General features: G+C 73.0%; 25 protein-coding genes and 1 riboswitch. Of the genes, 22 read left to right on the forward strand and 3 right to left on the reverse strand.

Features of this window, described 5'->3' with window-relative positions:
- Positions 1-56 precede the first annotated feature (56 nt).
- From ACYVK7_RS13665 to ACYVK7_RS13680, 4 genes are read left to right on the forward strand one after another with little or no spacing between them, the layout of a single operon-like run.
- The gene (locus tag ACYVK7_RS13665) at positions 57-2,336 is read left to right on the forward strand and encodes a primosomal protein N' (RefSeq protein ID WP_460888268.1); all 2,280 of its coding nucleotides are present in this window, start codon (positions 57-59) and stop codon (positions 2,334-2,336) included.
- Positions 2,333-2,983 (forward strand): HAD family hydrolase, encoded by a 651-nt coding sequence (locus ACYVK7_RS13670; protein ID WP_460888269.1) that lies wholly within the window; start codon positions 2,333-2,335, stop codon positions 2,981-2,983. Before ACYVK7_RS13665 ends, ACYVK7_RS13670 begins: the two co-directional genes overlap by 4 nt.
- A gap of 41 nt (positions 2,984-3,024) precedes the next feature.
- Positions 3,025-4,002, forward strand: a complete 978-nt coding sequence (gene fmt / locus ACYVK7_RS13675; RefSeq protein ID WP_460888270.1) for a methionyl-tRNA formyltransferase — start codon at positions 3,025-3,027, stop codon at positions 4,000-4,002.
- A complete protein-coding gene (locus ACYVK7_RS13680) occupies positions 3,999-5,561 on the forward strand; it encodes an RsmB/NOP family class I SAM-dependent RNA methyltransferase (RefSeq protein ID WP_460888271.1) in 1,563 nt (520 codons plus the stop codon). The genes fmt and ACYVK7_RS13680 overlap by 4 nt, the downstream gene beginning before the upstream one ends.
- Positions 5,562-5,602: 41 nt before the next feature.
- On the opposite strand, the gene ACYVK7_RS13685 is transcribed toward ACYVK7_RS13680, so the two are convergent.
- A complete protein-coding gene (locus tag ACYVK7_RS13685; protein WP_460888272.1) occupies positions 5,603-6,031 on the reverse strand; it encodes a DUF1761 domain-containing protein in 429 nt (142 codons plus the stop codon).
- A gap of 80 nt (positions 6,032-6,111) precedes the next feature.
- Here ACYVK7_RS13685 and rpe point away from each other — a divergent pair, with 80 nt between their 5' ends.
- The 8 genes from rpe (at position 6,112) to ACYVK7_RS13725 (ending at position 12,990) form a co-directional block, all read left to right on the forward strand.
- Positions 6,112-6,774 (forward strand): ribulose-phosphate 3-epimerase, encoded by a 663-nt coding sequence (gene rpe / locus ACYVK7_RS13690; protein ID WP_460888273.1) that lies wholly within the window; start codon positions 6,112-6,114, stop codon positions 6,772-6,774.
- A 373-nt stretch (positions 6,775-7,147) separates the two neighbouring features.
- Positions 7,148-7,281, forward strand: a riboswitch (FMN riboswitch).
- Between the two features lie 119 nt (positions 7,282-7,400).
- Positions 7,401-8,564 carry a bifunctional diaminohydroxyphosphoribosylaminopyrimidine deaminase/5-amino-6-(5-phosphoribosylamino)uracil reductase RibD gene (gene ribD, locus ACYVK7_RS13695; RefSeq protein WP_460888274.1) on the forward strand — a complete coding sequence of 388 codons (1,164 nt, stop codon included), beginning with the start codon at positions 7,401-7,403 and terminating at the stop codon, positions 8,562-8,564.
- Positions 8,564-9,250, forward strand: coding sequence for a riboflavin synthase (locus ACYVK7_RS13700; RefSeq protein ID WP_460888275.1), 687 nt, complete (start codon positions 8,564-8,566; stop codon positions 9,248-9,250). The genes ribD and ACYVK7_RS13700 overlap by 1 nt, the downstream gene beginning before the upstream one ends.
- Entirely contained in the window at positions 9,247-10,647 is a 1,401-nt protein-coding gene (gene ribA / locus ACYVK7_RS13705; protein WP_460888276.1) for a GTP cyclohydrolase II, read from the forward strand. Before ACYVK7_RS13700 ends, ribA begins: the two co-directional genes overlap by 4 nt.
- Positions 10,644-11,123: a 6,7-dimethyl-8-ribityllumazine synthase gene (gene ribH / locus ACYVK7_RS13710; RefSeq protein WP_460888277.1), complete on the forward strand. Its 480-nt coding sequence runs from the start codon at positions 10,644-10,646 to the stop codon at positions 11,121-11,123. Before ribA ends, ribH begins: the two co-directional genes overlap by 4 nt.
- Positions 11,124-11,311: 188 nt before the next feature.
- On the forward strand, positions 11,312-11,575 hold the full coding sequence (locus tag ACYVK7_RS13715; RefSeq protein WP_460888278.1) for a phosphoribosyl-ATP diphosphatase: 264 nt from the start codon (positions 11,312-11,314) through the stop codon (positions 11,573-11,575).
- Between the two features lie 54 nt (positions 11,576-11,629).
- On the forward strand, positions 11,630-12,493 hold the full coding sequence (gene hisG, locus ACYVK7_RS13720) for an ATP phosphoribosyltransferase (RefSeq protein ID WP_460888279.1): 864 nt from the start codon (positions 11,630-11,632) through the stop codon (positions 12,491-12,493).
- A gap of 5 nt (positions 12,494-12,498) precedes the next feature.
- A complete protein-coding gene (locus ACYVK7_RS13725) occupies positions 12,499-12,990 on the forward strand; it encodes a PH domain-containing protein (RefSeq protein ID WP_460888280.1) in 492 nt (163 codons plus the stop codon).
- A gap of 140 nt (positions 12,991-13,130) precedes the next feature.
- Here the strand turns inward: ACYVK7_RS13725 and ACYVK7_RS13730 are convergent, their stop codons facing one another.
- On the reverse strand, positions 13,131-15,098 hold the full coding sequence (locus ACYVK7_RS13730) for a DEAD/DEAH box helicase (RefSeq protein ID WP_460888281.1): 1,968 nt from the start codon (positions 15,096-15,098) through the stop codon (positions 13,131-13,133).
- 374 nt (positions 15,099-15,472) lie between these two features.
- On the opposite strand from ACYVK7_RS13730, the gene ACYVK7_RS13735 reads away from it, so the two are divergent.
- From ACYVK7_RS13735 to ACYVK7_RS13780, 10 genes are all read left to right on the forward strand, one after another.
- On the forward strand, positions 15,473-16,027 hold the full coding sequence (locus ACYVK7_RS13735) for a CDP-alcohol phosphatidyltransferase family protein (RefSeq protein ID WP_460888282.1): 555 nt from the start codon (positions 15,473-15,475) through the stop codon (positions 16,025-16,027).
- A gap of 173 nt (positions 16,028-16,200) precedes the next feature.
- Positions 16,201-16,908, forward strand: a complete 708-nt coding sequence (locus ACYVK7_RS13740) for a DUF881 domain-containing protein (protein ID WP_460888283.1) — start codon at positions 16,201-16,203, stop codon at positions 16,906-16,908.
- Positions 16,905-17,237 (forward strand): small basic family protein, encoded by a 333-nt coding sequence (locus tag ACYVK7_RS13745; protein ID WP_108494149.1) that lies wholly within the window; start codon positions 16,905-16,907, stop codon positions 17,235-17,237. The genes ACYVK7_RS13740 and ACYVK7_RS13745 overlap by 4 nt, the downstream gene beginning before the upstream one ends.
- A 2-nt stretch (positions 17,238-17,239) precedes the next feature.
- Entirely contained in the window at positions 17,240-18,061 is an 822-nt protein-coding gene (locus ACYVK7_RS13750; protein ID WP_460888284.1) for a DUF881 domain-containing protein, read from the forward strand.
- A 222-nt stretch (positions 18,062-18,283) separates the two neighbouring features.
- Positions 18,284-18,757, forward strand: a complete 474-nt coding sequence (locus ACYVK7_RS13755; protein ID WP_116675148.1) for an FHA domain-containing protein — start codon at positions 18,284-18,286, stop codon at positions 18,755-18,757.
- Positions 18,754-19,563, forward strand: a complete 810-nt coding sequence (ftsR, locus tag ACYVK7_RS13760) for a transcriptional regulator FtsR (protein ID WP_460888285.1) — start codon at positions 18,754-18,756, stop codon at positions 19,561-19,563. The genes ACYVK7_RS13755 and ftsR overlap by 4 nt, the downstream gene beginning before the upstream one ends.
- A 188-nt stretch (positions 19,564-19,751) precedes the next feature.
- Complete coding sequence (locus ACYVK7_RS13765) at positions 19,752-20,258, forward strand: bifunctional nuclease family protein (protein WP_460888370.1); 507 nt, start codon at positions 19,752-19,754, stop codon at positions 20,256-20,258.
- A 99-nt stretch (positions 20,259-20,357) separates the two neighbouring features.
- Positions 20,358-20,948, forward strand: a complete 591-nt coding sequence (locus tag ACYVK7_RS13770; protein ID WP_460888286.1) for a MerR family transcriptional regulator — start codon at positions 20,358-20,360, stop codon at positions 20,946-20,948.
- Between the two features lie 32 nt (positions 20,949-20,980).
- Positions 20,981-21,655 carry an MBL fold metallo-hydrolase gene (locus ACYVK7_RS13775; RefSeq protein WP_460888287.1) on the forward strand — a complete coding sequence of 225 codons (675 nt, stop codon included), beginning with the start codon at positions 20,981-20,983 and terminating at the stop codon, positions 21,653-21,655.
- A 118-nt stretch (positions 21,656-21,773) separates the two neighbouring features.
- Positions 21,774-22,895: a mechanosensitive ion channel family protein gene (locus ACYVK7_RS13780; protein ID WP_460888288.1), complete on the forward strand. Its 1,122-nt coding sequence runs from the start codon at positions 21,774-21,776 to the stop codon at positions 22,893-22,895.
- Between the two features lie 14 nt (positions 22,896-22,909).
- Here ACYVK7_RS13780 and ACYVK7_RS13785 read toward each other — a convergent pair whose 3' ends face one another.
- Positions 22,910-24,139 carry a phospholipase D-like domain-containing protein gene (locus tag ACYVK7_RS13785; RefSeq protein WP_460888371.1) on the reverse strand — a complete coding sequence of 410 codons (1,230 nt, stop codon included), beginning with the start codon at positions 24,137-24,139 and terminating at the stop codon, positions 22,910-22,912.
- Positions 24,140-24,143: the final 4 nt, after the last annotated feature.

Here is a 24,143-nt window from a genome sequence, read left to right on the forward strand (position 1 = left end):
CTGCCGGCCTGGTCACGCACCCCGGGATGTCGGTGGCGCGTGATGGGATAGGGAGCGTGAACGGGGAGAGGGGGCAGGTGGTGTCGCCGGACGGGTCGGTGCGGGACGACGAGCCGTCCGACGGTGCGCTGCTCGGGCTGGACGAGGTCGGTGCCGCGCCCGCCGGCGGGCGCGGCCGTGCCGGGAGGCCGCTGGAGCGTGCCGACACCAACGGCGTCCCGATCGCCGGGACCCTGCCGGTGGCGCGCGTCGTGCTCGATCTGCAGCCCGCGCACCTCGACCAGGCGTACGACTACCTGGTCCCGGCCACGATGGACCAGGAGGCGCAGCCCGGGGTCCGCGTCAAGGCGCGGTTCGGTCGGCAGGACGTCGGTGGCTACGTCGTGGCCCGGGAGGAGACCTCCGACCATGACGGCCGCCTGGTCCCGCTGCGCAAGGTGGTGTCCGGCGAGCGGGTGCTGACCCCGCAGGTGCTGGGGCTGTGCCGCGCCGTCGCCGACCGGTACGCGGGTACCCTCGCCGACGTGCTCCGGCTCGCCCTGCCGCCGCGGCACGCCCGGGTGGAGAAGGAGCCGCCCGCTGAGCCCGCTGAGCCCGCTGAGCCCGCTGAGCCTGCTGAAGCCACCGGGGCTGCCGGGGCCCGTGGGCCGTCCGCCTGGGCCCCGTACCGCGGTGGCGAGGCCTACCTGCGCCGTATCCACGCGGGCGAGGCGCCGCGGGCGGTCTGGTCGGCACTGTCGGGCGTGGGGACCGACACGGACAGCACCGGTACCCCGCACTGGACGGCCGCGGTCGCCGAGGCGGTGCGGGCGTGCACCACCGGCGGGCGTGGTGTGCTCGTGGTCGTGCCGGATGCCAGGGACGTGGCACGCGTGACGACGGCACTGGGGGACGCAGGCCTCCCGGCGCAGGACGTCGTGCGACTCCTCGCGGACGACGGGCCGGCACCCCGCTACCGCGCCTTCCTCCGGGCGCTGCGCGGCGACGCGCGGGTGGTGGTGGGCACGCGGGCCGCGATGTTCGCCCCCGTGGCCGGTCTCGGGCTGGTGGTCCTGTGGGGCGACGGCGAGGAGACGCTCGCCGAGCCGCACGCCCCGTACCCCCACGCGCGTGACGTGCTCGCGCTCCGCGCGGAGCGGGAGGGCGCCGCGTTCCTCCTCGGCTCGCCGGGCCGTACGGTGCAGGCGCAGGCGCTGCTGGCCTCGGGCTGGGCGCGTGAGCTCGCGGCGGCGCGGGACGTGGTGCGCGCTCGTGCCCCGCGCGTGCGGGCGCTGACGTCCGTCGAGCTCGCGCGGGACGGCGCCGCCGCGGCGGCCCGCCTGCCGTCGACCGCCCGGAAGGCCGCGAGGGACGCCCTGGAGCACGGCCCGGTGCTCGTGCAGGTGCCACGTTCGGGCTACCTGCCCGTCGTGGCGTGCTCACGATGCCGGGTGGCGGCCCGCTGCGGGCACTGTCACGGTCCGCTGGGCCTGCCGCACGCCGACGGGGCACCCCAGTGCACGTGGTGCGGGCGCCTCGCCGGCGGCTGGCACTGCGAGGAGTGCGGCTGGACCGGCCTGCGGTCCGTCCGGGTCGGGTCGGCGCGCACCGCGGAGGAGCTCGGGCGCGCGTTCACGGGCGTGCCGGTGCGGCTGTCCTCGGCGTCGGCCCCCGGCGGGGTGCTCGACGCCGTCCCCGCCACCCCGGCACTGGTCGTGGCGACCCCCGGCGCGGAGCCGGTCGCCGAGAGCGGGTACGCCACGGCGCTCCTCCTGGACGCCGCCGTGATGACGGGCGGCACGGGCCTCGCCGCCGGCACGGACGCACTGCACCGCTGGCTGGCGGCCGCGTCGCTGGTCCGTCCGGGGCCACGGGGGCAGGTGCTCCTGGTGGGCGACGGCGCCCCCGGGCCCACCCAGGCCCTGGTGCGCTGGGACCCGGCGGGCTTCGCGGCGCGCGAGCTCGACGAGCGGGCCGAGCTCCACCTGCCCCCGGCCGTGCGTGTGGCCGCCGTGACGGGCGACCGGACGGCGGTGGACGCCGTCGTCGGGCGCGTCGGCCTCCGCGAGGACCCAGGGGCCGGATCCGGCGTGCTGGGCCCCGTCGAGGTGGACCCCGACGCCACGGGGCGTGGACCGGGCGGCAGAGGCACGGGAGCGCCGTCGGGCAGCAGGGGCGGTGGCGCGGGCCGGACCACGGTGCAGGCGCTCGACCTGCCCGTCCGGACCGTGCTGCGCGTACCGCTGGCCCAGGGCGACGAGCTGGCCCGTAGGCTCAAGGCGAGCCTCGCCGTCCGCTCCGCACGCCGTGAGGGCGGCACGGTCCGTGTCCAGCTCGACCCGAAGGAGATGCTTTGACGACCAGCCCCCGCACCCCGACCACCGCGCAGGACCGGCCGACGATCGACACCGTCGTGTACGACTTCGGCAACGTGCTGATCGGCTGGGACCCGTTCGGCCCCTACGAGGGCAGGCCACGGGCCGAGATCGAGGCGTTCTTCGACGCCGTGGACTTCGGCTCCATCAACCACGCCGCCGACGCCGGGACGCCCTACACGGTGCTGCTCGAGCGCGTCGAGCGCACCCACCCCGACCTGGCCGACGACCTGCGCCGGTACGTGGAGCACTACGAGCTGTCGCTGACCGGGCCGATCGACGGGTCCGCCGAGCTCGTGGCCGAGCTCAAGGGCCTCGGCCTGCGGCTCTACGGGCTCACGAACTGGCAGGCCGAGACCTTCCACAACGCAGAGCCCGCCGCACCCGCGATCGGCCTGATGGAGGACGTCATCGTGTCCGGTCGTGAGGGCATGGCCAAGCCCGACCGCCGCATCTTCGAGCTCGTCACCGAACGGTTCGACGTCGACCCCGCCCGCGCCGTGTTCATCGACGACAAGGACGTGAACGTGGACGCAGCGCGCGGCGTCGGCTTCCACGGCGTGGTCTTCACCACCACCGAGGCCCTCCGCAAGGATCTGCGCGCTCTGGGCATCCCCGTCGCCGAGTAGCACCGGCGGGCGCACCGCGGGCGCGCACCTAAACTGACCAGGTGCGTCTTCTCTTCGCAGGAACCCCCGAACCCGCCGTCGCCTCGCTCGAGGCGCTGCTCGCCTCGCGCCACGAGGTCGTCGCCGTCCTGACCCGCGCCGACGCGCCGTCGGGCCGCGGCCGCAAGCTCACCCCGAGCCCGGTACGCGCCCGAGCCGAGGAGGCCGGGATCCCCGTCCTCACGGACGTACCGCGCGGTGACGAGTTCGTCGCGCGCCTGCGCGAGCTGGAGATCGACGCGGCCCCCGTGGTCGCGTACGGGCACATCCTGCGGCCAGCGGTGCTCGACGTGCCACGGCTCGGCTGGATCAACCTCCACTTCTCGGTGCTACCCGCCTGGCGCGGCGCCGCCCCCGTGCAACGCGCCGTGATCGCAGGCGACGAGGTCACCGGAGCCACCACGTTCCTGCTCGACGAGGGCATGGACACCGGACCCGTGCTCGGCACGGCCACCGAGACCATCCGTCCCACCGACACGTCCGGCGACCTCCTCGGCCGCCTCGCCGTCTCGGGCGCCGAGCTGCTCGTCGCCACCCTCGACGCCCTGGAGGACGGCACCCTCCAGCCCCAGCCCCAGCCCGCCGACGGCGTCTCCGTGGCCCCCAAGCTCACCACCGACGACGCCCGCGTCACCTGGACCGCCCCGGCGCTCGCCGTCGACCGGCTCGTGCGCGGCTGCACACCGGCACCCGGCGCATGGACCGTGCTGCCCGACGGCTCCCGCCTCGGGCTCGGCCCCGTCTCGCCACGCCCCGAGGTCGCCGACCTGCACCCCGGCGAGGTGCGGGCGCTGAAGCACGAGGTGCTGGTCGGGACCGCCACGCACGCCGTCGCCCTGGGGGAGGTGCGTCCCGTCGGCAAGAAGGCCATGCCCGCACCCGACTGGGCTCGTGGCGGTGGGCGCACGCTCGTCGAGGCAGGCCTCGTGCTGGGCGGCCCTGCCACGGACGCGACGGACGCCACGGAGGTGTCGGCATGAGCGGCCACGAGGGAGACCGCGGGAACGGCGGTTCGCGCGACGGCGGGTTCGACGACCGCCGCAACGCGTCCGGACGCCAGCGGCCCGCGTCGCGAACCCGCGGCGGAGAACGCACCCGGACGTCGCAGGCGCCCTCGGAACGCCGCAAGCGCACCGACCCCGCACGCACGGCAGCATTCGACGTGCTCCGCGAGGTCGACGAGTCCGACGCCTACGCCAACCTCGTACTGCCCCCGCTCCTGCGCGAGCGCCACATCCGCGGACGCGACGCCGCGTTCGCCACCGAGCTGACCTACGGCACCCTGCGCCTGCGCGGCCGGTACGACGCGATCCTCGCGACCCTGGTTGACCGCCCGCTGCCCGGCCTGGACCCCGCACTGCTCGACGTCCTGCGCCTCGGCGCCCACCAGGTGCTCGGCATGCGCGTCCCGGTGCACGCCGCCGTGTCCGAGACCGTCGGCCTCGCCCGCAACCGCGTGGGCGCCGGCCCCGCACAGATGGTGAACGCGGTGCTGCGCCGCGTGTCCGAACGCCCGCTCGACGAATGGCTCTCGACCCTCGAGCAGGAAGCACCCGACACCCTGACCGGTCTCGCGGCCACCGAGTCGCACCCCCTGTGGATCGCGCGCGCCCTGCGCGAGGCGCTCGCGGGCAACGGACGCGACGTCGGCGAGATCGGCGACCTCCTGGCCGCGGACAACGCCGCGCCCCGGGTCACCCTGGTGGCCCGGCCCGGCCTGGTCGACGTCTCGGACGAGGCCGCGTGGGGCGACTCCGACCTCGTCGCCGGACGCTGGGCGTCCACGGCGCTGCGCCTCGAGGGCTCCGACCCGTCGGGGATCCCCGCCGTGCGGGAGGGGCTGGCCGGTGTCCAGGACGAGGGCTCACAGCTCGTGACCCTCGCCCTGGCCGGTGCGCCCCTCGCGGACGGTGCACAGGGCCGCGACCAGCGCTGGCTCGACCTGTGCGCCGGACCGGGCGGCAAGGCGGCCTTGCTCGCCGCGCTGGCCGCACAACGCGGCGCCACCCTCGTCGCCAACGAGGTGGCACCGCACCGTGCCCGCCTGGTGCGAAACGCCCTGGCAGCGATGCCGGACGGCGTGGTCGAGGAGGTACGGACCGGCGACGGACGTGAGGTCGGCGCCGACGAGCCGGACGCCTACGACCGCGTGCTCGTCGACGCACCGTGCACCGGGCTGGGCGCACTGCGCCGCCGACCGGAGAGCCGGTGGCGCCGGACGCCGGCGGACCTCGCCGCGCTCACCGGGCTGCAGCGCGAGCTGCTCGCCTCGGCGCTCGACGCCGTACGCCCCGGGGGAGTGGTGGCCTACGTGACGTGCTCCCCGCACCTCGCCGAGACCCAGCTCGTGGTCTCCGACGTGCTCAAGAAGCGCGACGACGTCGAACGGCTCGACACGCCCGCCGCCGTACGGGCGGTCGTGCGCGCCGGCGGGGCCGCCGCCGAGATCCCGCTGGCCGACCGCGACGACGTGCAGCTCTGGCCGCACGTGCACGGGACGGACGCCATGCACCTGACGCTGCTGCGCAAGATGGCCTGACGGCCTCGGTAGTGGCCCGGTAGGTCCTCCGGCGCTCGCGGTCAGACGCCCGCCGGCGGCCAGACGCCGATGATCACGGCCATCACCAGGATCGTGACGAGCTCGTGCGCCAGGTTGAGGACGGTGAGCGCCGGCGGGCGTCCCTCGAAGGCGTCGTGCGTGACCATCCGTGCGGCCGTGAAGCCGATCCAGAGCAGCACTGCGGTCACCACGGCGGCGGTGAGGAAGCCGCCCTCGTAGAACTCCCACGAGATGTAGACGGCGCCCGCGAGCACCCAGGCGGTCAGGAAGCTGACGATCACCGTGACGACGATGGGCCAGACGCCCGCCGCCTCGGCCGCCTTCGGGTCCACCTTCGCGAGCCGCATCCAGCGCGTGCCGAACACCTTGGGCGTGTACCAGACGGAGCCGACGATCATCGTCGACAGCGTGGCCACGAGCACTGCCCAGTAGTTCACCTCGGGGATCATCGTCGCTCCCGGTCCGTTGCGCCTGCGCGGTTCGGTGGGGCCGTTCAGTGGCACCCGGAATCGCGCTCTAGGCTGGCATCATGGCAGCCCTCATCGCCCCGAGCATCCTGTCCGCCGACTTCGCGAACCTGGAGCGCGACCTCGGCCGGATCGCCGACGCCGACTACGCCCACGTCGACGTCATGGACAACCACTTCGTGCCGAACCTGACACTGGGGCTGCCGATCTTCGAGCGGCTCGCGAAGGTGTCGCCCGTCCCGCTCGACGCGCACCTCATGATCGAGAACCCCGACCGGTGGGCACCGGCGTTCGCGGAGGCGGGGGCGGCGTCGGTCACCTTCCACGCGGAGGCGGCCCAGGCGCCGGTGCGGCTCGCCAGGGAGCTGCGCAGGCTCGGTGCGCGGGCGGGGGTCGCCCTGCGGCCCGCGACGCCGGTGGAGCCCTACCTCGACCTGCTCGCCGAGATCGACATGATCCTCGTGATGACCGTCGAGCCGGGGTTCGGCGGCCAGTCCTTCATCGAGGGCACCCTGCCGAAGATCCGCCGTACACGTGAGGCCGTGAGCGAGTCGGGCCTGGACGTGTGGATCCAGGTCGACGGGGGAGTGTCGCGCGACACGATCGAGCGGGCGGCCGACGCGGGTGCGAACGTGTTCGTCGCCGGTTCGGCGGTGTACGGCGCGGAGGACATCCCGGCCGAGATCGCGACGCTCCGGGAGCTGGCGAGCAAGCACGCCCACTGACGGGACCGGCGTCGATCGAGCAGGGAGCGAGGAGCAAGGTCCGCTTCGAGCATGCGATCTGGCCTGGATCCGGGATCGGCAGCAAGCCAGACTGCATGCTCGAGGCGGACCTTTGCCGTGTGGTCTCCAGCCACGCGTCGATGGTTAGAAAAAGTGTGCCAAGCGTTCTCGCTCACCGCGCACAGCTCGACCGCCGCCTCGCCAACAGCCTCGACCGGGGGAGTCTGGCGTGACTGCGGGCCTTCTGGCCGGGCCAGTCGCCCGGCCGGCCGATCCGGTGGCAGGGTTCGGTGGCAGGGCCGGCGCGGGGTGTGACACACACCATGCCGGCAAACCCGCGAGATGTGGCATGCTGGCAAGCAGCAGTACGCACACACGTGCTCCGGGGTCGGTGTAATTCCGAGCCGGCGGTGACAGTCCGCGACCCGCGTCCTCCGCAAGGGGGCCGGTTGATCTGGTGAAACTCCAGGACCGACGGTGAAAGTCCGGATGGGAGGAAGCACGTGCGGCGTCGGCGCCCCCTGGGGCGCGTGGCGCCGTGACGTCGTGCGCGCGGGCTGGGCCGTGAGGTTCCGTCCGCGTCCCCGTCGTCCACCCCCGGAGCGCCGAAGCTCGGGGAGGACAGCATGACCCAGGCACCGCAGGGCAACGCCGTGCGGCACACGGCGGTACCGGCGTCCGCGACCACCGTCGAGGCCGCCATGCGCCGCGCTCTCACGCTGGCCGCGCAGGGCCCCGCCCACGGTCCCAACCCGCGCGTCGGGTGCGTGCTCCTCGACCCGGACGGTCGCCCGGTCGCCGAGGGCTTCCACCGCGGCGCCGGTACCCCGCACGCGGAGGCCGCGGCCCTCGCCGCTGCCCGCTCGCGCGGCATCGACCCGCGCGGCACGACGGCGGTGGTCACGCTCGAGCCGTGCGCCCACCACGGCCGCACCGGCCCGTGCGCCGACGCCCTGATCGACGCCGGCGTCGCCGCCGTGCACGTGGCGGTCGGTGACCCGAACCCGGTCGCGACCGGGGGAACGGCCAGGCTGCGTGCCGCCGGGATCGACGTGACCACAGGCCTCCTCGCGGACGAGGGCGAGGAACTGCTGCGGCACTGGCTGCACGCCGTGCGCACCGGCCGGCCGTACGTGACCCTGAAGCTCGCGACCAGCCTGGACGGCAGGGTCGCGGCAGCGGACGGGACGAGCCGCTGGATCACCGGGCCCCAGGCGCGCGCCCATGCCCACACGATCCGCGCGCAGGTCGACGCGATAGCGGTGGGCACGGGCACCGCCCTGTCGGACGACCCGACGCTCACCGCCCGGACCACCGACGGCGGGCTCTTCGAGCACCAGCCGCTCCGGGTGGTGCTGGGCCGCCGTGCGGTGCCTGGCGGTGCTCGCCTGCACGGACCCGGGGGCACGCTGCTGCACCTGCCCGAGCACGATCTCGCCGTGGTGCTCGAACGGCTCGCCGAGCGCGAGGTGCGGCACCTGCTCGTGGAGGGCGGTCCCACCCTGGCGACCGCGCTGCTGGCCGCCGACGCCGTCGACGAGATCCACGCCTACGTGGCGCCCGTGCTGCTCGGGTCGGGACCGTCCGTGGTCGGCGACCTGGGTATCACCAGCATCGGGGCCGCCGCGCGCTTCGCCACCCACGACGTGACCCGGCTGGGGGACGACGCGCTCCTGGTCGCGCGCCGCGCCCGGCCCGACACGACCCAGCCCGACACGACCCAGCCCGACACCACCACCCAGCCACGCCAGGACGGCCGGTCCGCCCGGCCCGCCAAGGAGGAGATCTGATGTTCACCGGAATCATCGAGGAGCTCGGCTCCGTCGTCGCGCTCACCCGCCCTGGCGGCGACGACGCGTCCGACGCCGTCCTGACCGTGGCCGGTCCGCTCGCCGCGTCCGACGCCCGCCCCGGCGACTCGATCGCCGTCGACGGTGTGTGCCTCACCGTCACGTCGGTGGCCGACGGTGCCTTCGTGGCCGAGGTGATGCCGGAGACGCTGCGCCGGAGCTCGCTCGGCGGCCTCGTCCCCGGCGCGGCGGTCAACCTGGAGCGTGCGCTGCCCGCCGACGGCAGGCTGGGCGGGCACGTGGTCCAGGGGCACGTCGACGGCGTCGCGACGCTCGTGCGGCGCACGCCCGGGCCGCGCTGGGACGAGCTGGCCTTCGCCGCGCCTCCCGCGCTCACCCGGTACGTCGCGGAGAAGGGCTCCGTCGCGCTGGCGGGGGTCTCGCTCACCGTGACCTGGGTGTCGGACGAGGGGTTCGGCGTGTCGCTCATCCCGACCACGCTCGCCGCGACCACGCTCGGCCGGCTCGCGCCGGGCGACCTGGTCAACGTCGAGGTGGACGTGCTCGCGAAGTACGTCGAGCGCCTGATGGCGGCCGGCGTGCGGGCTCCCGCGGTGCCGGCGGCCGGCGTCGCCCCGGTCGAGGCAGGACAGCCCGAGACCGCACAGCCCGAGGTCGCACGATGAGCGCGGGCCTGGTGGAGCGCGCCCTCGCGGAGCTGGCCGCCGGCCGTCCGGTGCTGGTGGCCGACGACGCAGGCCGGGAGAACGAGGTGGACGTGGTGCTCGCCGCGAGCACCGCGACCGCCGAGTGGGTGGGCTGGACGGTGCGGCACTCCTCGGGGTACCTGTGTGCACCGATGCCCGCTCACCGCGCCGACGCGCTGGAGCTGCCCCTGATGGTGGAGCGGAGCGAGGACCCCCGTTCCACGGCGTACACGGTCTCGGTGGACGCTGCCGTCGGCGTGACGACGGGCATCTCCGGCGCGGACCGGGCACGCACGCTGCGGGTGCTGGGCGACCCGGCGTCGGGCGCCCGGGACCTGATCCGGCCCGGGCACGTGCTGCCGCTGCGGGCGCGGCCGGGTGGCGTGCTGGAGCGCGCGGGGCACACGGAGGCGGCCGTGGATCTGGTGCGCCTCGCCGGCGGTGTGAGCAAGGAGCTGGGCAAGGACCTGGGCGAGGTGGGCGCGATCGCGGAGCTCGTCCGGGACGACGGCGACGTGCTGCGCCTGCCCGAGGCGCAGGTCCTGGCGGCGGAGCACGGGCTCGTGCTGCTGACCGTCGCGGACCTCGTGGCGTGGCGCCGCGTGCACGACCCCGTCGACCGACCCGTGCCCGACGCCGCCGAACCTGCCCGGGTGGTCCGGGTCGCGGAGGCGGCGCTGCCGACCCGGCACGGCGACTTCCGCGTGGTGGCGTACCGGGACCAGCGCTCGGGTGCCGAGCACCTGGCGCTCACCCCGGCCACGCCGTCCGGTGCGCGGGGCGAGGCCCCGGGCCGGGGGACCCTCGTGCGGGTGCACTCGGAGTGCCTGACGGGTGACGCGCTGGGCTCCCTGCGGTGCGACTGCGGGCCGCAGCTGGAGGCCTCGCTGGCCGCTGTGGCCGCGGAGGGCGGCGCCGTGGTGTACCTGCGGGGCCACGAGGGCCGGGGGATCGGCCTGGCGGCGAAGATCCAGGCCTACGCGCTGCAGGACGGCGGCCGGGACACGGTCGAGGCGAACGTGGACCTCGGGCTGCCGGTCGACGCGCGGGAGTACGGTGCGGCGTCGGCCATGCTGGCGGACCTCGGGATCGACGGGGTGACCCTCCTGACGAACAACCCGGAGAAGGTCTCGGGCCTGCGGGAGGCGGGTACCGACGTCGTCGGGCGGCGTGCGCTCGTGGTGGGGCGCGGGGTGCACAACCACCGCTACCTGGAGACGAAGCGGGCCCTGCTGGGGCACCGCATCGAGAAGGTGGAGCTGACCGGGCCGGACGGGACGGGGAACGGCCTGACGGGCTGGGACCGCGGCAGAAGGACTGAGACGAGGCCGGCGATGAGCACGGTCGTGAACGAGGACGAAGGAGCATGCGCATGAGCGGGGCCGGAGCACCGAAGGTGACCGTCGACGGGACCGGCCTGCGGGTCGTCGTGGTCGCGGCCAGCTGGCACGAGCAGGTGATGGGCGGTCTGCTGGCCGGCGCGCGCAGGGCGCTGGAGGAGTCGGGCGCCGACTGGACCGAGGTTCGGGTGCCCGGGTCGTTCGAGCTGCCGGTGGCGGCGGCCCGGGCGGCTGCCGGGGGAGCGGACGCCGTGGTCGCCCTGGGCGTGGTGATCCGGGGCGGCACGCCGCACTTCGAGTACGTGTGCTCCGCCGCCACCACCGGCCTGACGGAGGTGAGCGTGCGCACCGGCGTGCCCGTCGGGTTCGGTGTGCTGACGTGTGACGACGAGGCGCAGGCACTCGACCGCGCGGGCCTCGAGGGGTCCCGCGAGGACAAGGGTGCCGAGGCGGCGGAGGCCGCTGTCGCCACGGCGGTGACGCTCCGGGACCTGGCGCCGGTGTCGCGGTAACCGTGTGGTCATAGATTAATAGTGTGCCAAGCGTGTTGAAGACACCCCAGAGTCCGAGGTCGCCGCACCCCAGCCCAGAAGATGGGGGCTCGACCCGGGCGCTGGAGTGGCCGGCGCCATAGGTGCGACATGGCCAGAACGTGGGACGGCGGCGGGTGGTGCCCCGGGTGCCCGACTAGGCTGGGCCCGTGAAGACCTTCGAGACCCTGTTCGCCGAGCTGACCGAGAAGGCCGAGACCCGCCCGGCGGGTTCAGGCACCGTGGCCCAGCTGGACGCAGGCGTTCATGCGATCGGCAAGAAGGTGGTGGAGGAGGCCGCCGAGGTGTGGATGGCCGCCGAGTACCAGTCGGACGGCGAGACGGCGGAGGAGATCTCCCAGCTCCTGTACCACCTGCAGGTCCTGATGGTCGCCAAGGGACTGACCCTCGAGGACGTGTACGCGCATCTGTAGCGAGGCCCTGCCTCGCACCCGGATCCGACGTACACCCAGAGAGGAACCACACACATGCTGCGCATCGCCGTCCCCAACAAGGGTGCCCTGTCCGGCCCCGCCTCCGAGATGCTGCGCGAGGCGGGCTACCGCCAGCGCAGGGACACCCGCGAGCTCGTGCTCGCCGACCCTGACAACGACGTCGAGTTCTTCTTCCTGCGCCCGCGCGACGTCGCGGTCTACGTGGGTACCGGGACCGTCGACGTCGGGATCACCGGCCGGGACCTGATGCTTGACTCGGGTGCCGATGCCGTCGAGCACCTCGGCCTCGGCTTCGCCCGGTCGACGTTCCGGTACGCGGCGCCCGCCGGGCCCGGTGAGGCCGCGCCGGTGACCCAGGTGAGCGACATCGCAGGGCGCCGCGTGGCGTCGTCGTACACGACTCTCGTGGCCCAGCACCTCGCGAAGCAGGGTGTCGAGCCCGCCGCGATCGTGCACCTCGACGGTGCCGTGGAGTCGAGCGTACGGCTCGGCGTCGCGGACGTCATCGCCGACGTCGTGGAGACCGGCACCACCCTGCGGGCCGCCGGGCTCGAGGTCTTCGGCGACCCGATCCTGCGCTCGGAGGCCGTGCTGATCCGGCAGGCGGACGCCGAGCAGCCGGCCGGCCTGAACATCCTGACGCGGCGGCTGGAGGGTGTGATCACCGCCCGGGAGTACGTGCTCATGGACTACGTGGTCCCCGAGGCCCAGCTCGAGCGGGCCGTCGCGATCACGCCGGGCAAGGAGTCCCCGACGGTCTCGGCGCAGCACCACAGCGACGCCCGCGCGGTGCGCGTCATGGTCCCGCGCAGCCAGACCAACCAGATCATGGACGCGCTGTACGACGTCGGTGCGCGCGCCATCATCGTGACGTCGATCCACGCCTCCCGGCTGTAGGTCCCATGGCCGCGGAGACAGGTAGCAGCGACGCCGGCGGGGGCGGGAACCGCTTCCGAACCTTCCGCGGCCGTTTCGGCACGCCGACGGCGTACGGGCTGGCGCTGCTCGTCGCCGGCGGATGCACGTTCGTGGCGCTGGCGGCGACCACCGCCGACGCGGCGAACCGGGTGGGCATCATCGTGTTCGGGCTGCTGGGTGCCGTCGTCGCGTGGCGGTTCGGGGCCGTGCGGGCCCTCCCGGACCCGACCGGGCTCACCGTGGTGAACTACGCCAAGAGTCGCCGGCTGGCCTGGGCCGAGATCGTGACCGTGCGGTTCGGGCCGAACGACCCCTGGGTGCACCTCGACCTGGCCGACGGCGACGTGCTCGCCGTCATGGGTATCCAGCGGGCGGACGGCGAGCACGGCATGGCCGAGGCCCGCCGCCTGGTGGCCCTGGTGAGCGAGCTGGGCGAGGCGGCGGAGCCCGACCGGGACGAGCCCGACCAGACGTAGCCGGCTGGGACGTAGCCGGCTGGGACGTAGCCGGCTCGGACGTAACCGGACAACGAGCACGGCGGTCGGGTTTGCCGAGACATGGTCTCGGCAAACCCGACCGCCGTCGTCATGCGACTGCTCGTCGAGCGTCAGCCGGGTCAGCGGCTGCTGCGGGCCTCCCAGTGGGCGGTGCTGCGGCCACGCGGGCCGCGCTCACCGTCGGGACGGCGGTGGTCGCCGCCCGTCCGGGGAGACCGGTCGCGGTCGCCACCGGGGCGGGCCGGACCGCGGTCGAGCGTGATACGCAGGGGCTTGCCCGCCACCCGGGCGCGAGCGAGGCGGTCGAGCGCGTCGTTGTCCAGCGGCGCGATGATGTCCACCAGGGAGAAGCTGCCGAAGATGTCGATCTTGCCGACGTCGGCGCCGGTGATGCCGCCCTCGCCCGTCAGCGCGCCGACGATCCCGCCCGGCTGCACGCCGTGCGTGTGCCCGACGGCGATGCGGTAGCGGGTACCCCGGGCCGGTCGACGGATGCCGCGCTCGCCCTCGGAGCGGCCACGCGGGGCGCGGTCGTGCCGGTCGCCGTCGCGGTTGTTGCGGCGGGCCGCCGCTGCCTTGGCCTCGCTCCGCTCGCGCTCGTACTCCTCCTGCTCCGCACGGGCACGGGGGCCGTCGTCGCCGACCGCGAGCGCCGCGATGGCGGCTGCGACGTCGATGGGGTCGACGTCGTTCTCCTGGGTGTACGTGCGGATGAGGTCGGTGTACATCTCGAGGCGGCCGGCTTCGCGGCGGGTGGCGACCTTGCCGAGGGTGCGCTTGACCTGGTGGGCGGAGACGTCCTTGGGGGAGGGGATCTCCACCTCTTCGAGGGAGGCGCGGATGGTGCGTTCGATGCTGCGGAGCTTGCCGCGCTCGTGGGGGGTGACGAAGGTGAGTGCTTCGCCGGTGCGTCCGGCGCGGCCGGTGCGGCCGATGCGGTGGACGTAGGCCTCGGGTTCGCCGGGGACGTCGAAGTTGACGACGAGTCCGATGCGGTCGACGTCGAGGCCGCGGGCGGCGACGTCGGTGGCGACGAGGACGTCGAGGGCGCCGGAGCGGAGTCGCTCGACGATCTTCTCGCGTTCCTTCTGGGCGACGTCGCCGGAGATGGTGGCGGCGGAGATGCCCTTCTCGATGAGGGCGGAGCCGACGTCTTCTGCTGCGCCGCGGGTGCGGGTGAAGACGATGGCGGCGTCGGCGTCGGAGGTGGCCAGGACGCGGGCGAGGGAGCCGACCTTGTGGCGGAAGGGTACGACGGCGTAGGTCTGGCGGACCGAGGTGACGGTGGAGGCCTGTCGGGTGACGGCGATCTGCACGGGGTCGGTCATGTGGTGGTCGGCGACCTTGCGGATGGCCGGGGGCATGGTCGCGGAGAAGAGGGCGACCTGGCGCTTGGTGGGTGCCTGGCCGAAGATCTCCTCGACGTCCTCGGCGAAGCCCATGCGGAGCATCTCGTCGGCCTCGTCGAGGACGAGGAAGCGGATGTCGTCGAGCTTGAGGGCGCCGCGGTCGAGGTGGTCCTTGATGCGGCCGGGGGTGCCGACGACGACGTGGACGCCGTCGCGCAGGGCGCGCTGCTGGGGGATGTAGGGGGCGCCGCCGTAGACGGGCAGGACGCGGACGTCGTCGAGCTTGGACGCGAAGGACTCGATGGCGTCGGCGACCTGCATGGCGAGCTCGCGGGTGGGGGCAAGGACGAGGGCCTGGACCTTGCGGAGCGCGGGGTCGACGGCGGCGAGCAGCGGGAGGCCGAAGGCTGCGGTCTTGCCGGTGCCGGTCTGGGCGACGCCGGTGATGTCGCGGCCGGCGAGGAGTTCGGGGATGGCGCGGGCCTGGATGGCGGAGGGGGTGACGAAGCCGAGCTCGTTGACCGCTGCCATGAGGGGTGCGGGGAGGTTGAGGCTCGCGAAGGTCGGGCCGGTGGGCTCGGGCGCGGTGGCCTCGGTGTGGGTGGCCTCGGTGGTGGCCTCGTGGGTGGCGGCCGTGGGGGTCGCCTGGTCGCCGGTGTCGGCGGTGGCCTGCTCGGTGTCCTGCTGGGCAGTCTCCTGCTGGGCAGGCGCGATCAGGTCATGGGTGTCGATAGACATGCAGTGATGCACCGTTCGTCGTCGCGGGCGGAGTCAGGGCCGAGGTGAGGGCCCTCGCGTCGCTCGCTCCCGAAACACCTTCCCCGCAGCCAGGGCTGCGGGCCTGCCTCGCACGTTATGTGCACACACGGGAAGACGACGAACTCCAAGGGGATGTGGCACCACCCTATCGGCTGGTGGGGGCTTCGGCACAGAGTGCGGGAGCGTGACGTGCAGCACGGGGGTGATGTTGTGGGTGGTGTCGTGCGTGGTGAGGGGTGTGGTCGCGGCGCCGGGCGGCGCGCCAGTGCGGATACGCAACGGGTGCGCCGTAGGATGGCGGCCGAGACGAACCGGCGTGAACAAGGGCGGTGTGCGTGTCTACTGGGGCGGAGATGAGCTCCCGGATCCTGACCGTGCCCAACGTGATCAGTCTGGTGCGGCTGGCGCTCGTGCCGGTCTTCGCCGTGCTGATCGTGGTGGGCGAGGACGGTTGGGCGTTGCTCGTGCTCGCGGTCTCGGGCGTGTCGGACTGGCTCGACGGTGTGTTGGCCCGTCGGTTGAACCAGGTGACCCGGCTGGGGCAGGTGCTGGACCCGTTCGCGGATCGTCTGTTCATCTTCGTGACGCTGATCGGTCTGGCGTGGCGCGAGGTGGTGCCGCTGTGGCTCGTGGCGGTGATCGTGGCGCGTGACGTGCTGCTGGCGCTGACGGTGCCGGTGCTCGCGCGTCTCGGGTACGGCACGCTGAACGTGACGCTGGTGGGCAAGGTCGCGACGTTCGCCCTGTTGTACGCGTTCCCGCTCCTGCTGCTGGCGGAGGTGCCGGGCTGGCTGGGTGCGTCCGCGCACGTGGTGGGCTGGGCCTTCACGTGGTGGGGTGTGGGCCTGTACTGGCTGGCAGGGCTGCAGTACGTGGCGCAGGTACGACGGCTGGCGGCCGCGGCATGACCGTGCCGGGTCCGGGGGTGGACGCCGCGGGTCGCCGCCCGGACGAGTCGATGACGCTGCTGTGCGAGGTCACCGAGCGTCCGCTGGACCCGGGGTACGCGCAGATGGCCCAGCGACGCGCGGAGGCGGGGGAGTCGACGCCGCGGCGGGGTGTGGCGAGCGTGGTGACGTGGGTGCTGCTCGCGGTGCTGCTCGGTGCGGCGACCACGGTCGCGGTGCGGGAGCTGCGAGCGCCGCAGCCGTCTGTGGCGAAGGGGCGTTCGGTGCTGATGGAGCAGATCCAGGATCGCAGTGCCGCGGTGGAGGAGCTGTCGCGCAGGTCGGTGGAGCTTCGTTCGGAGGTGGACGGGTTGCGTGGTGGTGGGTTGTTGCCGTCGGCGTTGGTGGAGGTCAATCAGCTGGATCGGTGGGTCAGTGGTGCGGTGCCGGTGCGGGGGCCTGGCATGGTGGTGACGTTGACCGATGGTTCGGGTGGTGGGCTGGTGGATCCGGGTGATGCGCCGGCGGAGTCGCGGGTGCGGGACGCGGACGTGCAGTTCGTCGTGAACGAGCTGTGGGCGGCGGGCGCGGAGGCGGTCGCGGTGAACGATGAGCGGTTGACGTCGTTGTCGGCGATCAGGAACGCGGGTGACGCGATCCTGGTGGATCTGCAGCCGTTGAACGGGCCGACGTACACGATCGAGGCGGTGGGGGACGCGGACGACATGCAGGTGGAGTTCGCGCGGTCCGCGGGGCTGGGGTTCTTGCAGCTGTTGAGCGCGGAGTACGGCATCGAGAACGAGGTGACGACGAGCGAGGGGATGTTCCTGCCGGGTGCGGGGTCCCCGACGCTGCGCTATGCGCATACGACGCAGGATCGATCGGAGGAGGGCAACGGATGATCGCGATCGTCGGGCTGGTGATCGGGGTGGTGGCCGGCCTGGTGCTGCAGCCGACCGTCCCGCTGATACTGCAGCCGTACCTGCCGATCGCGGTGGTGGCGGCGCTGGACGCGTTGTTCGGGGGGCTGCGGGCGATGCTCGACGGGTTGTTCGACGACAAGGTTTTCCTGGTGTCGTTCCTGTCGAACGTGGTGGTGGCCGCGTTCATCGTGTTCCTGGGTGACCAGCTCGGTGTGGGTGGGCAGCTGTCGACGGCAGTGGTGGTGGTGCTGGGTATCCGGATCTTCTCGAACGCTGCCTCGATCCGCCGGCACATCTTCAAGGCGTGAGCATGGGCGACGAGCAGGTGGACGACCAGACCGAGGGCCAGCCGGGAGACCAGACCGAGGACCAGACCGAGGACCGGGCGGAGGATGCGCCCGCGCGGCCGGCTGCGGTGTCCGGCTGGCGGCGGGTCGCGCAGCTTCTGCGGCCTCGTGGCACGCGATCGGAGCTGCTGACCGGCCTGCTGTGCCTGTTGCTGGGGTTCGCCCTCGCGGTCCAGGTGGGGCAGTCGACGGGGGACCAGCTCAGCAGCCTGCGTCAGGACGAGCTGGTGCGGCTCCTGGACGAGGTGACGCAGCGTGCGGACCAGCTCGACGCGGAGGTCGCCGAGCTGGAGGCCATCCGGGACGAGCTGCGGTCGGAGGACGGTCGTGACCAGGCGGCGCGGGACCTCGCGCAGCAGCGCGCCGAGCAGGAGGGCATCCTGTCGGGCAGGCTCCCCGCTCACGGCCCGGGCGTGCAGATCGAGGTGGCGGACGGTGACCGGCCGCTGGAGGCGCAGGTCCTGTTCAACCTCCTCGAGGAGCTGCGCAACGCGGGGGCGGAGGCGATCCAGGTCAACGGGGTGCGGCTGGTCACGACGAGCTACTTCGTCGACGCCGGTGGTGGTGTGGTGCTCGACGGTTCGGCGATCAGCTCCCCGTACGAGTGGACGGCGATCGGTGACCCCGAGACGATCGACCGTGCGCTGGAGATCCCGGGTGGTGCGCTGCCGCGCATCCGTGAGGAGGGCGGCGAGGTGACCATCACGGTCTCCGACCAGGTCAGGGTGGATGCGCTGCGGATCCCGGGTGAGCCGAAGCACGCCGAACCGGTCGACGAGGAGTGACCCCGGCCACGTTCTCGGCCCGGATCCGGGGCGCGGCGGGACGAGGTAGGGGAACCGGCATGCGGAACCGTCGCGACGTGGGTAGTTTTATCCGGGTTGGTTCCCAACTTTGGTTCCCGTCTCCGTCGCGATCGGGGTAGGTTGAGTGGAACCCGGACGCGGTCCCAGCCGTTGTCCGAGCGTAGTTGCCCGGCACATCACCACCGCACCCGAGGAGACCTGATGACGGACCCCAGCGCCCATCCGGTCGGGCCCGATACCACGGCCAACCTGGGTCGCATCGCGTTCCCGACCTCCGACGAGCAGGCGCCCCGTACGGCGCTCAGCCCGGAGGAAGCCGCCGCCGTAGCCGCTCTGCCGCGGCACTCCGCCCTGCTGATCGTGCAGCGGGGGCCCGGGTTCGGCGCACGCTTCCTCCTGGACACCGGTCGCAGCGTCGCCGGTCGCAGCGAGCAGGCGGACATCTTTCTCGACGATGTCACCGTGTCCCGCAAGCACGCCGAGTTCGTGCGCGAGGGCGACTCGTTCGTCGTGCGTGACATCGGATCCCTGAACGGCACCTACGTCAACCGCGGCCGTATCGACGCCGCCACGCTGGTCACCGGCGACGAGGTGCAGATCGGCAAGTTCCGCCTCACCTTCCACGCCAGCCCGCAGTCGCCGGCGCAGTGGGGCGCGGGGACGCCCGCCCCGTGACGGCCGGCGCCGCGCGCGACCATCGCGGGGTCCACGGCACCGCCGTACCGCGCCACGACCGTGCCCAGGACAGCGAGCACGGCCACGACCAGCACGGCCACGACGAGGACGACACCGGCGCGCCCTGGCCTCGCGGCATCTCCCGCCAGGCCACGATGCGCATCAGCGACGTCCTGCGCGCCCTGGGCCAGGAGTTCCCGTCCGTCTCGCACTCCAAGCTCCGCTTCCTCGAGGAGCAGGGCCTGATCGAACCCGTGCGCACGCCGTCGGGGTACCGCCAGTACAGCCAGGCCGACGTCGAACGCCTGCGGTTCGTCCTGACCGAGCAGCGCGACAGCTACATGCCGCTGAAGGTGATCAAGGAACGCCTCGCCGCGATGGACGCCGACCCCGACTCGGCGGAACACCCCGCACCACGCCTGGCCGGCGTCGCCGCACCCGCGCGACGTCGCTGGACCGCGCAGTCCGTGGCCGACGCTGCCGGCGTCACCGAGGAGTTCGTGCACGACCTGGCCCGCGCCGGCCTGCTGCCCGCGTCGGGCAGCACCTTCGGGTCGGGTGCCGTCGACGTCGCCCGGACCGCCGGGGCCCTGGCCGAGTTCGGCGTCGAACCACGCCACCTGCGGTCCTTCCGCACGTCCGCCGACCGGCAGGTCGCGCTCGTCGACCAGGTCGTCGCACCACTGCGCAGCCAGCAGGCCAGCGCGGCACGCGGCCGCGCCGCCAGCATGGCGAGCGACATGGGCGAGCTGTTCACCCGCCTGCACGCCGCGTGGGTACGACAGGGCATCGACGACCTCGGCTGACCTGCACCGTCACCCGCGCACCCGCACGCACCCGCGCCACCCGCACGCACCCGCGCCACCCGCGCGCACAGAGTTCACCCGCTTTTTGCCCCTGGACGACCGCCCTGTGACCAGGAATTTGTCCCGAGCGCGCGACGAGCGGCCACGAGTAGCCGTACGGTGAAAGCGTGAGGCCGGACGACGTGCCGATGGTCCCGGTGGAGATCCTCGGCGTTCGACAGCAGCAACGCGATCAGGAGATCGTCGTGCTGCTGCTGGACAGTGCCGCCGACCTGGCCATCCCGATCGTCATCGGCGCCCGCGAGGCAAGCGCCATCGCCATGGCACAGGCGGGCCTCGCCACACCGCGCCCCATGACCCATGACCTGCTGAGGGACGTGCTGGGCGCCGTCGGCGTCACGCTCGAACGGGTGGAGATCGTCGCCCTCGAAGGCGGCATCTACTTCGCCGAGCTCGTCCTGAGCAACGGCGTGCACCTCGACTCCCGGGCCTCCGACGCCATCGCGCTCGCCGTGCGCACCGGCAGCCCCGTCCTGTGCTCCGCCGAGATCGTGGCCCTGGCCGGTGTCGAGATCGTCGACGTCGACCAGCAGGCCGAGGTCGAACGCTTCCGCGACTTCCTGGACCACGTCACCCCGGAGGACTTCCTCGGACCGCCCGGCGGCGGCCAGGGCGGCGGTGGCCGAACCGGCTGAAAACGGACCAACTCGCGACACGCCGAACCTTTCACGGCGCGCATCTTTGAAATCACCTTCGACGCGCCATAGCGTGGTCACGACACCCCAGGAGGCACAGTGAACACCAGCGGTGAGAGAGCCACACGCGCTACGGTCCCGCACGGCGCGCAGGGTCTCCTCTTCGGTGAGGACCTGACGGAGCAGGACGCCACGACCGGCTATCGCGGCACCACGGCATGCCACATCGCCGGCATCACCTACCGTCAGCTCGACTACTGGGCCCGCACCGGACTCGTCGAGCCCAGCATCAAACCGGCGACCGGCTCCGGCACGCACCGCCTGTACAGCTTCCGCGACATCCTGGTGCTCAAGGTGGTCAAGCGCCTCCTCGACACCGGTGTCTCCCTGCAGCAGATCCGCACCGCCGTCACCGCGCTGCGTGAGCGGGGCGTCGACGACCTGGCGCAGATCACCCTCATGTCCGACGGCGCGAGCGTCTACGAGTGCACCTCGCCCGACGAGGTCGTCGACCTCGTCGCCGGCGGCCAGGGCGTCTTCGGCATCGCCGTCGGCCGGGTATGGCGCGAGATCGAAGGCACCCTCGCCCAGATGCCGACCGAGACCCTCGACCCCGGCCAACCGGACGACGTCCCCGTCGTCGAGGGCGACGAGCTCGCACGACGCAGAGCGGCCCGCTCCGCCGTCTGAGCACGCCCGCCGCGCGAGCGTAAGGTGCCAGCATGCAGCTCACCTTCCACGGACACTCGTGCGTGTCCGTCGACGTGCCCGGCGGACGCCTCGTCATCGACCCCGGAACGTTCTCCGACACCCACGCCGCACTGAACGGCGCCCACGCCGTGCTGATCACGCACGACCACGCCGACCACCTCGACGCGGAAGCCGTGCTCCAACACCTCGGTTCGTCCGCCGACACCCACGTCTGGGGGCCGCCCTCCGCCCTGGACGAGCTGACCTCCGCCGGCGCGCCCGCCGACCGGGTACACGCCGTCGCGCCCGGCGAGGTCCTGGAGGTCGCGGGCGCCCAGGTCACCGTCGGCGGCGGGACCCACGCCGAGATCCACCCCGACGCGCCCCGCCTGGCCATGAACGTCACCTACCGGATCGAGACGTCCGGACGCAGCCTCTACCACCCCGGCGACTCCTACACCGCGCCGCAGCACGTCCCCGACGGCGGCCTGGACGTGCTCCTGGTCCCCGTCTCCGGGCCCTGGGCCAGGCTCGCCGACGCCATCGACCTCGCCCGGTCGGTCCCCGCGGCCGTCGTCGTACCGATCCACGACGCGCTGCTGTCCGAGGTAGGGCACACCCTGACCGCACGCTGGCTCGACACGGCCCGCCTGGGCGGCGGGTACCGGTACGCGCACCTCCACGCCGGAGAATCGCTGACCGCCTGACCGGCTGACCGGCTGACCGGCTGGTGGGTCACCCTGCCGACCCACCAGTCGGGTGAAAACCACATTGTCTGGCTTGTGGAGTTTGCGGCGTGTGGCTCGGGTGGGCGACGCTGTGCGGGTGGCAGAGGAAGAGATCGAACAGGCAACGAACCTCGCCGTCACCCTCGGATGGGTGGTCCTCGCGGTCACCGTCGCCTTCTTCGCCGTGCTGCTCGCCTCCAAGGTGGTGCGCTACGCCGCGCGCAGCAACGAGACGGTCCGGGAGATCGCCGTACGGCTGCGCAAGCCCGCCCACGCGACCTTCATGGTCGTGGGCATGTGGATCGCCGTGTGGGCGACGGCGAACCGCGGCGACCACTGGTTCCCCGTGCTGCAGCACGTCGTGGTCGTCTCGGTGATCCTCAGCTCGGCCTGGATGGTCGCCACGATCGCCCTCGTCGTCGAGGACCGGGCGCTGCACCGCGTGGGGCACAGCATGGTGGGCCGGGACGCACGCCGGCTGCGCACCCAGATCCTGGTCGTGCGCCGCCTGACCATGGGCCTCGTGTCGGTCGTGGCGTGCGCCGCGGTCCTGTTCACGTTCCCGGAGGCCCGGGCCGCGAGCGCCAGCCTGCTGGCGTCGGCGGGCGTGCTGTCCGTGGTCGCGGCCCTGGCGGCGCAGTCGTCGCTGGGAAACGTGTTCGCGGGCCTGCAGATCGCGTTCAGTGACGCGGTGCGGGTGGGTGACGTGGTGGTCGTCGAGGGTGAGTGGGGCACCATCGAGGACATCACTCTCGCGTACGTGGTGGTCGCGATCTGGGACGAGCGCAAGCTGATCCTGCCGTGCACCTATTTCACGTCGACGCCGTACGAGAACTGGACGCGGCAGTCGACCGAGGTGATGGGCATCGTGGAGATCGATGTGGACTTCCGGGCTCCGCTGGAGGCGATGCGGGCGGAGCTGCGGCGTGTCGTGGTGGAGTCGCCGCTGTGGGACGGGCGGGTGGTGAGTCTGCAGGTCACTTCGGCGCTCTCCGGGGTGGTGCGGGCACGGGCGACGATCAGCGCGGCGGACAGCTCCGCGCTGTGGAACCTGCAGTGCCTGGTGCGTGAGGAGCTGGTGACGTGGTTGCAGCGCGAGGCGCCGGACGCGCTGCCGCGCACGCGCTGGGAGCACGAGACGAGCGCTGCGGTGGTGCCGGCGGCCGTGACGCCCGGTGTGCCGGCGGCGGTGGCTCGGGGCACGGGCGGGACGCCCTAGCGGCTGTCGGCGTCCTAGAGCAGCGGGCGCAGCGGGATCAGGAGGTACTCCCCGATCTTGGCGAGCGCTCCGCGTTCCTCCCACTGGGCGAGCGTGAGCTCCTGCGCGTTGGACAGGTCCATGTCGAAGATGTCCTCCATGCGGTCGGCGAGGCCGGGGTCGACGATCTCGAGGTTGACCTCGTAGTTGCCGGTGAGGCTGAGCCGGTCGATGTTGGCGGTGCCGATCGTGGTCCAGCGGCGGTCTATGGTCGCGGTCTTCGCGTGGACCATGGCCCCTTGGTACAGGAAGATCCGTACGCCGCCGCGCAGCAGGGACGCGTACTGGCCGCGGGCGAGCCAGTCCGCCACGACGTGGTTGGAGCGGTGGGGGACCAGGACACGCACGTCGACCCCGCGGGCGGAGGCGGCGAGGAGCGCGGCGTGGATATCGTGGTCCGGGATGAAGTATGCCTGTGTGATGTACACGTGGTCCGTGGCGCGGTCGATCGCGTCGAGGTAGAGCCCGCGGATGGGGAACACGAGCTCGGACGGTGCGTTGCGCGCGGCCCTGAGGTGGGGCAGCCAGGACTTGGACCCGACGTCCGGCAGGATCGGGTGGCGCGGCTTGCGGTGCCGGTTCCAGAAGTCGACGAACGCGTTGCGCAGCTCCCAGACGGACGGGCCGGCGAGGCGCACGTGGGTGTCGCGCCACTGCGTGGCGTACAGGGAGCCGATGTTGTAGCCGCCGACGAACCCGATCTCGTCGTCGACCACGAGGATCTTGCGGTGGTCGCGTCCTGAGGTGCGGATGTTGAGGTACGCCATGCCGGGGCGCAGCACGGGGAAGCGCAGCACGTGCACGGCGGGCGGGAAGCGGTAGAACGAGTACGGGACCACGAGGTTGGCGAAGCCGTCGACGATGACGTAGACCTCGACCCCGCGGGCGGACGCGTCGATGAGCGCCTGCTTGAACTGCTGGCCCACGTGGTCGTTCTTCCAGATGTACGACTCGAGCATCACCGTGCTGCGAGCGCCGCGGATCGCCTCGAGCATCGCGTCGAACAGGTCGGCACCGTAGGTGTAGACCGTGGTGGCGGTCTGGTCGATGTGCTCGGTGAGGGGCTTCTCCGTGGGGAACTTCGCGGTGAGGGGGTGCATGCGCCGTCGGACCATGTCGGTGACGGTGAGTGCTACCGCCGCTGCGACGGGTACGGCAGCCGCGACGACGGCGGCCCGGGTCGCGAGCGTGCGGGCGCGCGCCATGAAG

The organism is Promicromonospora xylanilytica (genome assembly GCF_054782895.1).